The organism is Cupriavidus pauculus (assembly GCF_008801835.1).
In the GTDB taxonomy this organism is placed as follows: domain Bacteria; phylum Pseudomonadota; class Gammaproteobacteria; order Burkholderiales; family Burkholderiaceae; genus Cupriavidus; species Cupriavidus pauculus.
In genome coordinates this window covers 135,045-147,752 of sequence record NZ_VZOW01000003.1, presented here as the reverse complement: position 1 = coordinate 147,752, position 12,708 = coordinate 135,045, and the positions used below count along the sequence as shown (strand labels likewise).

The following is a 12,708-nucleotide window of genomic DNA, read 5'->3' as shown; positions in this document are numbered from 1 at the left end:
CCGGTTGCACGCCCAATCGCAGGCGCTATACTGGCTTGCCCCACTGTTTTCCCTTTGCGGCCGGCCGCCAGATTTGATCGCACCATGACATTCACTGCGCATGACAGGAACCTGTCGGTCTTCCATCACCCCGTCCTGACGGTGCTGGTCGACGATAGCAAATCGTTTATCGACAGCCTGGCGTTCCAGATGGATGCATCGCGCGCCGTGGTCAGCTTCACCGATCCGCGCGAGGCCCTGGGCTGGATCCGCGAAGCCTATGCCACGCGCCACCCCGCCTTCCTGCCGGTGCGCGTCACGCACGACGACCTGACCTTTCTTTCCGAGCGCCGCACCGTGCAGCTCGACGTCGACCGCATTCATCGCCAGATCCATGACGTGCACCGCTTCCTGCAGCCGGGCGTGATCGTGGTGGATTACTCGATGCCGCAGATGGACGGCCTGGAATTCTGCCAGTCGCTGGAAGACCTGCCCTGCAAGACCATCCTGCTGACCGGCACGGCGGACGAAAGCATCGCGGTGCAAGGTTTCAATCACGGCCTGATCGATCGCTACGTCAAGAAGCACGACCCGAACATGGTGGCGCGCCTGAACGAGGAAATCGACGCGCTGCAGCAGCAATACTTCGCCTCGATCTCGCGCACGCTGCGCGACCTGCTGACACGCCATTCCTACTCGTTCCTGTCCGATCCGGCGATGGCCGAGCGCGTGCGCCAGACCGCCGCGCGCTACGGTTTCGTCGAGTACTACCTGTTTCCGAATCCGGTCGGCATGCTGCTGCTGACGGCTCAGGGCCATGCCACGCTGATGGTGATCGAGACGCGCGCGGGACTGATGAGCCAGGTGGAATCGGCCGAAGCCTATGAGGCGCCGGCCGCGCTGATCGAGGGCCTGCGCGAAGGCCGCATCGTGCCGTTCTTCTGGCCGGGCAACGGCATGTACACGCCGGCCTGTGTCGATTGGGAGCAATACTGCCTGCCGGCGGAACGCTGCGAGGGCAACGAGGAATATTTCTACGCGCTGTTCGACCTGCCGCGGCATATGTTGCAGGAACCGGTGGTCAGCCTGCAGAGCTTCCTTGCAGAGTTCGCGCGCAATGCAGACGCGCTGACGGGGCGCAACCGGCACGCGTGAAGCGTGATGCGCACGTTCCTGCGCGATCCCCGGGCCGCAGCGGCCTGAAGATCGCAGGGATGCAGCGCAACGTAGTCAGTCCTTCTTCTGCGGTTCGCGATTTGCGCCGCGCACCATATCGAAACGGAACAGCCGGCATTCGATATTGCCGTTGAACAGCGGCGTCCGGCGCGATTCCTTGAGACGCAGACGTTTCGGCATCGACAGATCGCCGGTAAATACCCACGCCTGCCAGCCTGAAAAATTCTGCTTCAGGGTCGTGGCGAAGGCCGTGGCGAACTGGTTTGCGGCCGCCTCCTCCGCTTCGTCGCGCGGCGCGTCCTGCAGCGCGTTGCGGCGATCCCCGCGCACCGCGATGCGCTCGCCGTAAGGCGGATTCATGATCAGCACACCGGCTTGCGCAAACGGCGGCTGCACGAAGCGCGCATCGACCTGCTTGAGCGGCACCTCTCCGGGCAAGCCGGCGCGCTGCCAGTTGGCATGCGCCATCGACAGCATGTCGGTCGAAATATCGGAACCCGCAATCTGCAGCGTGGCAGCACAGCCTGCCGCCTCTTCACGCGCGCGCTGCGCATCGGACCGCAATGCCTGCCAGGCCCGGGTATCGGCGCCTTTGAGCCATTCGAACGCGAAGGTGCGCCCCACGCCCGGCGCGATGCCGAGCGCCACTTGCGCGGCTTCCACCAGGAACGTGCCGCTGCCACACATCGGATCGAAAAACGGACGGTCCGTCTGTCCTTGCGTCCAGCCGGCCAGACGCAGAATGCCGGCGGCGAGATTTTCCTTCAGCGGTGCTTCGCCCTTTTCCATGCGCCAGCCGCGCTTGAACAAGGGTTCGCCCGTAGTATCCAGATAGAGCGTGCAATCGGTCTCGCTCAGGTGCGCGTAGATCCGGACGTCGGGGCTCACCGTGTCCACGCTGGGCCGTGCGCCAAGCCGCTCGCGCATCGCATCGCACACGCCGTCCTTCACGCGCAATGCCGTGAAATTGAGACTGCGCAGCGCGGACTTGTGCGACGTGATATCGACCCGCAGCGTCTCGTCCGGCGAGAACCACTGCTCCCAGCGCTGCTGGCGCGCCAGCGTGTAGATATCGTCTTCGTGCCGATAGCCACGCTGCGCCACGCGCAACAGCACGCGGCTGGCAATGCGCGAATGCAGGTTCACCGCATACGCGGCAGCCATCTCGCCGGAGAACGACACGCCGCCCGGCATCTCGCGATGCACCTCGAACGGCGCCGTGGCCGCCACGGCCGGATATTGCGCAATCTCGCGCAGCTCGTCGGCCAGCGCCGATTCAAGGCCGCGCGGGCAAGGAGCAAAAAAGGCTTGGGTCATGGCGTGAGATTCCTGAAAACAAAAACGTCCGCAACGGCGGACGGAACAAATTTGGCCCGGCGCGTCGATCAGCCCGCCGCGAGCGCGCGATCGAGAAAATCGAGCCGGTCCTGGCCCCAGTAGGGCTGACCGTCATGGATAAACCACGGCGCGCCGAACACATTGGCCGAAATCGCGTCCTGCGTATTCTGCGCATAGGCCGCCTGCACCGCTTGCGCCTCGCTGGCCTTGAGCAGTCCCGCGCCGTCGAAATCGTTCTCGTCGGCGATCTGCGCCAGCGTGGCCGCGTCGGCAATATTGCGCTGCTCGGCCCAGATTGCGCGCGAGATTGCGCCGGTCAATTCCAGCGCGCGGGCGGTGCCATGCGCCAGCTGCGCGGCGATGATCAGCCGGGCCGCGGCGTCGCCGGAGACCGGGAAGTAGGTCGGATGCAGGTTCATCGGGATATCGAGAAACTTGCTCCAGCGCTCGAGCTCGATCAGCCGATACGCCTGACGCTGCGGCGGGCGCTGCGCCAGCGGCAAGCCGCCGGAGACCGCAAACACCTTGCCCAGATCGGCCGGCTTGAGCAGCACCTGCGCATTGTGCCGGTTGGCGATCGCCACGAAACGCGCATGGCCCAGGTAGACGAACGGAGACTGTGGCGCCAGGAAATATTCGACCTGCTTGCTCATCACGACCTCATCGAAAAACAGTGGAAACCCAATAGCCTAGAACGGCTTTACGACAACCAAAATCACGATGGCCAGCAACACCAGCACCGGCAACTCGTTGAACCAGCGATAGAACGTATGCGAGCGCGTATTGACGCCCCGCTCGAACTTGCGCAGCAACACGCCGCAACCATGGTGATAGCCGATCAATACCAGTACCAGCGCCAGCTTGGCGTGCATCCAGCCCTGCCCGGCGCCGCGCCCGATGCCGTAGCCCAGGAACAGCCACAGGCCAAACACCAGTGCCGGCACTGCGAGGATCGTCATGAAGCGGAATAACTTGCGCGCCATGAGCAGCAGGCGTTTGACGCTTGCCGGATCGGTCTCCATCGCCAGATTGACGAAGATGCGCGGCAAATAGAACAGCCCCGCAAACCACGAGATGACGAACAGGATATGAAAGGCCTTGACCCAAAGCATCGACTTGTCCGTCCTTTCAGGTGCGAATCTCGCCGTGACCGAACACGACGTACTTCAGGGACGTCAGCCCTTCCAGTCCGACCGGACCGCGTGCGTGCAGCTTGTCATTCGAGATGCCGATCTCCGCGCCGAGTCCGTACTCAAAGCCATCGGCAAAGCGCGTCGATGCGTTGATCATCACGCTGGCCGAATCGACTTCCCGCAGGAAGCGCATGCCGGTCGTGTAGTTTTCCGTGACGATCGAGTCGGTGTGCGCCGAGCCATAGGTGTTGATGTGCGCGATGGCGGCGTCGAGGCCATCCACGGTGCGGATCGCCAGCACGGGCGCCAGATACTCCAGGCGCCAGTCTTCTTCCGTGGCGTCGACCAGGCCAGAGAATCCGGCGGCTTCAAGCGTGGTACGTGTATCGGCGCAGACACGCAACTCGACGCCTTTTTCCTGGTAGATACGGCACAACGGCGGCAGGATCGCGGCCGCCACCTTGCGCGACACCAGCAACGTTTCCATCGTGTTGCACGGCGCGTAGCGCTGGGTCTTGGCGTTGTCGCAGATGCGCACCGCCTTTTCGGCATCGGCATCGTCGTCGATATAGACATGGCAGATGCCGTCCAGATGCTTGATCATCGGCACCCGCGCCTCTTCCATCAGGCGCGCGATCAGGCTTTTGCCGCCGCGCGGCACGATCACGTCGACGTATTCGGTCATGGTGATGAGGCGACCGACTGCCGCGCGATCGGTGGTCTCGATCACCTGCACCGCTTCGGCCGGCAATCCGGCCGCGGACAGCCCTTCGGCCACCAGCGCTGCCAGCGCGGTGTTCGATTCGATCGCTTCGGAGCCGCCGCGCAGGATCGTGGCGTTGCCCGATTTCAGGCACAACGCTGCGGCATCGATGGTCACATTCGGACGCGATTCGTAAATGATGCCGATCACGCCCAGCGGCACGCGCATCTGCCCCACCTGGATCCCGGTGGGCCGGAACTTCATGTTGGTGATTTCGCCGATCGGATCTGCCAGCGCGGCGATCTGTTCGAGGCCGGCGGCCATCGTCGCAATGGCCTTGTCCGACAGCGTCAGGCGATCGATGAACGCGGCGTCCTGGCCATTGGCGCGGGCACGCTCCACATCGCGCGCGTTGACGGCCTTGAGCTGGTCGGCATCGCGCCGGATGGCTGCGGCAATCGTCAGCAACGCGCGGTTCTTGTCGGCCGTGGAGGCGCGCGCCATGGCGCGCGACGCCGCGCGGGCCTGCTGGCCGACGCGGTGCATGTAAGCGTGGAGATCGAACTCGGTCATGATGATGTCCCGGGCGATGCCCGGTTTGCTGTGGGTGCCGCGATGTCGATGTGCCGGCGCGGCTGCCAGCGATATTCTGATTCCGTCCGGTCTGGCGCTCGCCGTGCCGTGCTCAGGCCGGCCGCGCGACCATCAGCGCCAGTTCCAGCAGGCCATCCCAGGGCTCTGCCGGCAAACCGCCGCCCGGACCGCCTGCGCCGGGCAGATCCGACAGCCCCTTGACTTGCCGGTCGAGCCGCGCAGCCATCGCCAGGGCGGCTTCGAGTTGCGGCATCGACAGCCGCTGGGCCGCCTGTGGCACCAAGCGCTCGCGCGGGCCCCAGACACGCAGTTCACGCATCAGCACGCCCGCCGGCTTGCCGGCCGCCAGCCCTTGCCGGACCTTGGATAATACGCGAATTTCCTCGGTCAGCGCCCACAGCACCAGCACGGTGGCCTCGCCTTCGCCGCGCAATCCTTCCAGCATCCGCACCAGGCGCGGAACGTCTGCCGCGAGCATCGCCTCGGACACCTTGAACACGTCGTAGCGGGCCACGTTGAGCACCGCATCGTGCACTTGATCGAACGTCAGCACGCCGGGCGGATAGAGCAAACCGAGCTTCTGAATTTCCTGATGCGCGGCAAGCAGATTGCCTTCGACCTTGTCGGCGATGAACTGCAGCGCGCGCCGGCCGGCTTCGCCCGGTTCCACGCGCTGCTGCTGCAGGGCAAGGCGGTCGCCCACCCATGCCGGCAAGCGCGTGCGATCGACCGCATCGACCTTGATCGACACGCCGGCTGATTCCAGCGCCTGAAACCACGCGGATTTCGATGCCGCAAAATCGAGCCGCGGCAGCGTGACCAGCATCACGACATCCTGCGACGGCTGGGCCGCGACGGCCCGCAGCGCCTCGCCGCCGTCCTTGCCGGGCTTGCCCGTCGGCACGCGCAACTCGACGATCTTGCGGTCGCCGAACAGCGACATCGATTGCTGCGCCTCGGTGAGCTGGCTCCAGTGAAAACCGCGTTCGGCCACCAGCACCTCGCGCTCGGTAAAGCCGGATTCGCGCGCGGCCCGCCGCAGGCGGTCCACCGCCTCGAGCACCAGCAGGTGTTCGTCGCCATGCACCACGTACAACGGCGCCAGGCCCTTGGTCTGGGCCTGCCGGAGATGGGCGTCGAGTCCGTCGAGCTTCAGCTGCATCGTGTCCTGGCGGATCTCCGCCTAGATCGTCTTGACTGCCGCAAGCCGGCGCATCAGTTGCTGCACCACGTCGCGCTGCATGTCGCGATAGAGCTGTTGTTCTTCGTAGTCCTTGGCCAGCGTGTTGGCTTCGTTGTACGTCAGGTCGCGCGTGAGCACCAGCGTGGACGGCCCGATCAGCTCCTTGCCCGTGGCATCGCGCAGGCGGAAGCTGAATCGCTGGGTCAGCCGATACTCGCGCACCACGCCCTCGGCGGTGATCGACAGGATCGTCTTGGCGCGCGTGTCGGCCAGCACGTCGAGCATCGCGTCGGCTTCCTTCGGGTCTTCGACGATCTGGGTGTCCGACCCGTTGCGGATATTGCGCCGCAAGTCCGCGCCCATCAGGGTATTCGACGGCAAGCCGATGTAAAGCCGCTTGAACGCGAAATCGGCATTACCGCGCATGTGAAAGCCGCAGCCGGCCAGCAGGCCAGCCGCCGCCATTGCGACGCCGATGGCGAGAAATCCGCGGCGTCCCATGTCCGGTCGATCCATGTCTGTTCCTGACTATGTGCCTTACAGCACGACGTTGACGAGGCGGCCCGGGACCACGACGATCTTCTTGGGCGCCGCGCCGTTGGCAAACTTGGCGACGATCTCGTTGGCGGCTGCCGCGGCCTCGATCGCGGCGCGGTCTGCATCGGCCGGCACCGTGAGGCTCCCGCGCACCTTGCCGTTGACCTGCAGCACCAGTTCGATCTCGCTGCGCACCAGCGCGGCTTCGTCGACCTGCGGCCATGCGGCGTCGAGGATGTCGCCGAACTCGTCGGCGTAGCCCAGTTCCGCCCACAGTCCATGCGCGATATGGGGCACCACCGGGTACAGCACGCGCAGCAGGATGCTGAAGCCCTCGCGGCGGGCAGCCGGCGACGCGGACTTGGCATCTTCCAGCGCATTGAGCATTTTCATCGTGGCCGATACCACGGTGTTGTACTGGATGCGCTCGTAGTCGTAGTTGGCCTGCTTGAGCACGCTGTGGACCTCGCGGCGCAGTGCGGCGTCATCGGCGGTCGGCGCAGTGCCCGCACCGTCGCGGATCGCTTGCGCGTTGGCATAGCCGTAGTTCCACACGCGGCGCAGGAAACGCGACGCGCCCTCCACGCCCGACCCACTCCACTCGAGTTGCTGCTCGGGCGGGGCCGCGAACATCACGAACAGGCGCGCCGTATCGGCGCCGTGCTGATCGATCAGCGCCTGCGGGTCGATGCCGTTGTTCTTGGACTTCGACATCTTTTCCACGCCGCCGATCACCACCGGCTGGCCGTCGGCCTTCAGCGTGGCGCCCACGGGACGGCCACGCTCGTCGGTCTTCAGGTCGACGTCGGCCGGGTTGTACCAGGTCTTCTTGCCCGCCGCGTCCTCGCGGTAGAACGTCTCGTTCAGCACCATGCCCTGCGTGAGCAGGTTCGTGAACGGCTCGTCGAACTTGAGCAGGCCCATGTCGCGCATGACCTTGGTCCAGAAACGCGCATACAGCAAATGGAGAATCGCGTGCTCGATACCGCCGATGTACTGGTCCATCGGCATCCAGTAGTCGTTACGCGCATCGACCATCGTGTCGGCGTCCGGGCAGGTGTAGCGCATGTAGTACCAGCACGAATCGATGAACGTATCCATCGTGTCGGTCTCGCGGCGCGCGGGCTTGCCGCACGACGGGCACGTGCAATGCAGGAAACGCGGATCCTTGGCGAGCGGATTGCCCGTGCCGTCCGGCACGAGGTCCTCGGGCAGCACCACGGGCAGGTCCTTCTCCGGCACCGGCACCACGCCGCAGCTGTCGCAATGGATCAGCGGGATCGGCGTGCCCCAGTAGCGCTGACGCGAAATGCCCCAGTCGCGCAGGCGCCACGTCACCTTTTTTTCGCCGAGGCCCTTGGCGGCCAGGTCGGCGGCGATGGCGTCGACCGCGGCCTTGTAGCCGAGGCCGTCATATTTGCCGCTGTGGATGCACCGGCCCGCTTCCTTGTCGCCATACCATTCCTGCCACGCGTCGGTGGAATAGGCCTGGCCCTTGACGTCGATGACCTGCTTGATCGGCAGCTTGTACTTGTTTGCGAAGGCGAAGTCGCGCTCGTCATGCGCGGGCACGCCCATCACGGCGCCGTCGCCATAGGTCATCAACACATAGTTGCCGACCCACACGTCCACCTGTTCGCCGGTCAGCGGATGCGTAACCTGCAGCCCGGTGGGCATGCCCTTCTTTTCCATGGTCGCCATATCGGCTTCCATGACCGAGCCGTGCTTGCATTCCTCGATGAATGCGGCCAGTTCGGGATTGTTGGCGGCAGCGTGCGTGGCCAGCGGATGCTCGGCAGCAACCGCGCAGAACGTCACGCCCATGATCGTGTCGGCGCGCGTGGTGAAGACATAGAGCTTGCCGTCGTTGATCGGCGCGCCGTCGGCGCCGCGGATGTCGTGCGGGAAGGCGAAGCGCACGCCTTCGCTGCGCCCGATCCAGTTCTGCTGCATGATCTTGACGCGCTCCGGCCAGCCCAGGTCGTCCAGATCGCCCAGCAGTTCCTGCGCGTAATCGGTGATGCGCAGGTAGTACATCGGGATTTCGCGCTTTTCCACGACTGCGCCCGAGCGCCAGCCGCGGCCGTCGATCACCTGCTCGTTGGCCAGCACGGTCTGGTCCACCGGATCCCAGTTCACGGTGCCGGTCTTGCGATAGGCGATGCCGCGTTCGAGCATCTTCAGGAACAGCCACTGGTTCCAGCGATAGTAGTCGGGGCTGCAGGTGGCCACTTCGCGCGACCAGTCGATCGCCAGACCCATCGACTGCATCTGCTTCTTCATGTAAGCGATGTTGTCGTAGGTCCACGCGGCAGGCGCCACGCCGTTGTTGAGCGCGGCGTTCTCGGCGGGCATGCCGAACGCGTCCCAGCCCATCGGCATCAGCACATTGCGGCCGTTCATGCGCAGGTAGCGCGCCATCACATCGTTGATGGTGTAGTTGCGCACATGCCCCATGTGGAGCTTGCCCGACGGATACGGCAGCATCGAGCAGGCGTAGAACTTCTGCTTTTCCTTGCCGTCGGGTCCGACCGCGTGCTCCGATACCTTGTAGGCGTCGATGGCTTGCCAGTGCTGCTGGGCGGCTTGTTCTACGGCGGACGGAAGATATTTGTCTTGCATGGTCAGGACGACGGTCTGGACAACGGTCCGCGCGCGGCGACTGGCGCGTCGGGCGGCCGGGGGGGATTGGATTGCGAAAGAGGCGATTATAACCGTGGCCGACCACCAAACCCGGCCGCCACGGCGCCCTGCAAAGGTAAAAACGGCCCGCCTGGGCGAGCCGTTGGACTTACTTCAGGCCCAGCACATCCTGCATGTCGAACATGCCGCTGGGCTTGTCGGCCAGGAACCGGGCAGCGCGCACGGCGCCATCGGCATAGGACTGGCGGCTTGACGACTTGTGGCTGATCTCGATACGTTCGCCGATGCCGGCGAACATCACCGTGTGATCGCCGACGATATCGCCGCCGCGGATGGTGGCAAAGCCGATCGAATTCGGATCGCGCGGACCGGTGTGGCCCTCACGCGCGTACACGGCGCAGCTGTCGAGATCGCGGCCGATCGACTTGGCAATCACTTCGCCCATCGTCAGCGCGGTGCCGGACGGAGCGTCGACCTTATGACGATGATGGGCCTCGATGATCTCGATGTCGTAGCCCGTGGAAAGCAGCCTTGCCGCCACTTCGAGCAGCTTGAACGTAGCATTCACGCCAACGCTGAAGTTGGAGGCGAACACCACGCCGATCGATTCGGCCGCGTCGGCCAGCGACTGTTTGCCGGCCGCATCGAAGCCGGTCGTGCCAACCACGATCTTCTTGCCCAGGCGCTTCGCGACGGCCAGATGTGCAAGCGTGCCCTCGGGGCGCGTGAAATCGATCAGGCAGTCGCTGTTACCCAGCACTGCGTCGATGTCGGCGGAAATTCTCACGCCCGTATCGCGACCGAGGAACATGCCGGCGTCCTGACCCAGCGCGGGCGAGCCCGGCACTTCCAGTGCTCCAGCCAGCGTGACGCCGTCGGTTTCCAGCACGGTCTCGATGAGCATGCGGCCCATGCGGCCGGATGCGCCTGCAATGGCGATTTTCATGATGCGACGATTCTGATGCCCGCGCCCCGCAAACGGCGCGGGCAGCGGGAGGGGTTGAAAGGGCTGAAGTGGCGGTCCGGGACCAGCCGCGCGCCGGCTCAGCTGGCCGGTTTGTCCTGCACGGCGCTGGCGGCCGGAGCGGGCGAAGCGGCCGGTGCCGGCGCAGCATCCGGCGATGCGGGCGTCGCCGGCGCGGCTTCAGGCGCGGACGCGCCAGCCGGCGTGGGCATCGGAGCCGGGGCCGAATCGGCAGGCGCGGCGCTGGGCGATGTGATCTTGCCCGGCGTCTGATTCTTCAGCGCAGCCTTCATGCCGTCGATTTCGGCAATCAGCTCATATTCGGACGGCAGCTCGCTGCCCTCCCACTTGACCAGCTTGTCGGCGTCGAAGAACACCGTGAAGTGGCGCGATTGCACGACTGGCGTGCTGCCGCGGCGGAACGAAAAGTAATAGTCCCAGCGATTGCCGTGGAACACGTCCTGCAGCAGCGGCGTGCCCAGCAGGAAGCGAACCTGGTCGCGCGTCATGCCTTCGCGCAGCTGGGAAACCGCTTCCCGCGACACGAAGTTGCCCTGAACGATATTGATGCGGTACGGCGTGATGGCGGAAGCCACCTTGCGCGACGTGCTGTCGTAAGCCGAGCAGGCGCCAGCGAGCAGCGCGGCTGCCAGCAGGGAAGACACCAGCGCCGGGCGCATGGCGGACGAACGGAATGAACGCATGTATCTCGCTTCCAGACGGGAATGATCTGTGCCGGAACCGGCGCACCGCATGATAGCGGTGGCTCCGGCACGGCCACGGCGCAACGGGTACGCCACCGCGCAGGCGGCGTCCGGGCGCCATGGCACCGGGGCGACTTTTGTCGCCAAAACCCTTATGATTCAACTATCCAGACATTGTACTCTAGGGAGTCACGCCCATGCCGAGTCCGGCGGACCTCAAAAATATCGGCCTGAAGGCGACTGTCCCCCGCCTGAAGATCCTTGAGATTTTCCAAACCAGCGAACAACGCCATCTGAGCGCGGAAGACGTTTACCGCATTCTGCTCAACGAGCATATGGATATCGGGCTGGCCACGGTTTATCGTGTGCTGACTCAGTTTGAACAAGCCGGCCTCCTGTCACGCAACAACTTTGAATCGGGCAAGGCGATTTTCGAGTTGAATGAAGGCAAGCACCATGACCATCTGGTGTGCCTGGATTGCGGCCGAGTCGAGGAATTTTTCGACGCGGACATCGAGCAGCGCCAGCAGAGCATTGCGCGCGAACGCGGCTTTGCGCTGCAGGAACACGCCTTGTCGCTGTATGGCAATTGCACGAAGGACAACTGCCCCCACCGGCCCAAGCGCTAAGCGGCGCGGCGCATGCGAACGCGGACATGAAAAAACCGGCTCGCGCCGGTTTTTTTTCATTCCATTTTGTCGCTTATTTTTGTCGCTCACTCGTGCACATCCTGCTCGGCCACCACACGCAGATTTCGCGTCGTCGTGGTTTGCGGCGGTCCTACGAATTCTCCGACTACCTGACGAAACAACGCGCGCGCCCAAACCAGCATCGGATGGGTGTTGCGGCTGCGGTGCCAGAACATATTGAGGCCCAGCGTGGTATTGAGCTCGGCGGGTAGCGGAAACGCCTTCAGCCCATAAGTCTCGCAAGCCATGTCCTTGGTAAGCGCGTTGACTGTGAAAATCATGTCGGTCTGCGCGGCCAGCTCTGCCTGCGCGCGCCATGAATGGACCGTCAGCGTGGCGTTGCGCTTGAGACCGCGCTGTTGCAAGGCATAGTCCAGCGGAATCAGCGCCGCGGCCGGACGGCCAGCACCACCCGAATGCGCCATGAAGATATGGCTGCATTCAAGATATTGCTCCAGCGTCCATTCATTCCTCAATACCGGAGATTCTTGCGCGCGCAAACCCACAGGTTCAGCGACGTCACCATTTCCTCGACAATCTCGGGATGGCGCGTGGGGAATGGCGAAAAGGCGAGATCGAGTTCATTGGCGCGCATCGACGCGACGTCGCTTTCCCACGAGTGCGATTCGATCAGGCGAATATGCAGATCGGGCGCCAACTGCTTGATACGCAGGACAAAACGGTTGAAAACCGTATCGCCAAGCTCCGCGGCAAAGCCGATGCTCAACGTGCCGGTCGCGATGGCGGGATCGAAGTTGTCGGCATCGCCTTCATTGATCGACGACCAGAGATCGAGCATGTCGCGGATCTTCGGACCGAGCTCCAGCGCGCGCGGCGTGGGCGTCAGGCCGTGCGGCACGCGGATGAAGAGCGGATCGTCGAAGATCTCACGCAGCCGGCCCAGCGAATGGGACACCGCGGGGGCCGTCATGTGCATTTTTTCCGCCACATAAGTGGCGTTTCGCTTGCTCAGCAGCTCGGTAAAAATCACCAGCAGCTTGGTATCCACATTTACCATGATCAGGCCCGGTTGTTATATCTCACGCTTCTGGATGGCCCCACCAC

The 12,708-nt window shown here is 64.2% G+C and carries 11 protein-coding genes and 1 pseudogene; 2 read left to right on the top strand and 10 right to left on the bottom strand.

The features are described 5' to 3' along the window. Positions 1–84 precede the first annotated feature (84 nt). Positions 85–1,134, top strand: coding sequence for a response regulator (locus tag F7R19_RS05155; protein WP_061955464.1), 1,050 nt, complete (start codon positions 85–87; stop codon positions 1,132–1,134). A gap of 75 nt (positions 1,135–1,209) precedes the next feature. Here F7R19_RS05155 and F7R19_RS05150 read toward each other — a convergent pair whose 3' ends face one another. The 9 genes from F7R19_RS05150 to F7R19_RS05110 all read right to left on the bottom strand — a co-directional run bounded on the left by F7R19_RS05150 (position 1,210) and on the right by F7R19_RS05110 (position 10,954). Then, positions 1,210–2,472 (bottom strand): THUMP domain-containing class I SAM-dependent RNA methyltransferase, encoded by a 1,263-nt coding sequence (locus F7R19_RS05150; protein ID WP_150979559.1) that lies wholly within the window; start codon positions 2,470–2,472, stop codon positions 1,210–1,212. Between the two features lie 68 nt (positions 2,473–2,540). Next, positions 2,541–3,146 carry a 2-hydroxychromene-2-carboxylate isomerase gene (locus F7R19_RS05145; RefSeq protein ID WP_061955460.1) on the bottom strand — a complete coding sequence of 202 codons (606 nt, stop codon included), beginning with the start codon at positions 3,144–3,146 and terminating at the stop codon, positions 2,541–2,543. A gap of 36 nt (positions 3,147–3,182) precedes the next feature. Then, positions 3,183–3,605 carry a CopD family protein gene (locus F7R19_RS05140; protein WP_150979558.1) on the bottom strand — a complete coding sequence of 141 codons (423 nt, stop codon included), beginning with the start codon at positions 3,603–3,605 and terminating at the stop codon, positions 3,183–3,185. Between the two features lie 16 nt (positions 3,606–3,621). Beyond that, the gene (locus F7R19_RS05135; protein WP_150979557.1) at positions 3,622–4,902 is read right to left on the bottom strand and encodes a glutamate-5-semialdehyde dehydrogenase; all 1,281 of its coding nucleotides are present in this window, start codon (positions 4,900–4,902) and stop codon (positions 3,622–3,624) included. Positions 4,903–5,014: 112 nt separating this feature from the next. Continuing rightward, on the bottom strand, positions 5,015–6,085 hold the full coding sequence (gene holA, locus F7R19_RS05130; RefSeq protein WP_061955454.1) for a DNA polymerase III subunit delta: 1,071 nt from the start codon (positions 6,083–6,085) through the stop codon (positions 5,015–5,017). Between the two features lie 21 nt (positions 6,086–6,106). Further along, positions 6,107–6,622, bottom strand: coding sequence for an LPS-assembly lipoprotein LptE (locus F7R19_RS05125; RefSeq protein ID WP_150979556.1), 516 nt, complete (start codon positions 6,620–6,622; stop codon positions 6,107–6,109). A 21-nt stretch (positions 6,623–6,643) separates the two neighbouring features. Further along, positions 6,644–9,265, bottom strand: a complete 2,622-nt coding sequence (gene leuS, locus F7R19_RS05120) for a leucine--tRNA ligase (protein WP_150979555.1) — start codon at positions 9,263–9,265, stop codon at positions 6,644–6,646. Positions 9,266–9,434: 169 nt separating this feature from the next. After that, complete coding sequence (gene dapB / locus F7R19_RS05115; protein WP_150979554.1) at positions 9,435–10,232, bottom strand: 4-hydroxy-tetrahydrodipicolinate reductase; 798 nt, start codon at positions 10,230–10,232, stop codon at positions 9,435–9,437. A 98-nt stretch (positions 10,233–10,330) separates the two neighbouring features. Continuing rightward, positions 10,331–10,954, bottom strand: coding sequence for an outer membrane protein assembly factor BamE (locus F7R19_RS05110; RefSeq protein WP_150979553.1), 624 nt, complete (start codon positions 10,952–10,954; stop codon positions 10,331–10,333). A gap of 197 nt (positions 10,955–11,151) precedes the next feature. Here F7R19_RS05110 and fur point away from each other — a divergent pair, with 197 nt between their 5' ends. After that, positions 11,152–11,583 carry a ferric iron uptake transcriptional regulator gene (fur, locus tag F7R19_RS05105; protein WP_061955446.1) on the top strand — a complete coding sequence of 144 codons (432 nt, stop codon included), beginning with the start codon at positions 11,152–11,154 and terminating at the stop codon, positions 11,581–11,583. 86 nt (positions 11,584–11,669) lie between these two features. Here fur and F7R19_RS05100 read toward each other — a convergent pair. Then, positions 11,670–12,661, bottom strand: a pseudogene (locus tag F7R19_RS05100) (LysR family transcriptional regulator). Between the last annotated feature and the right edge of the window lie 47 nt (positions 12,662–12,708).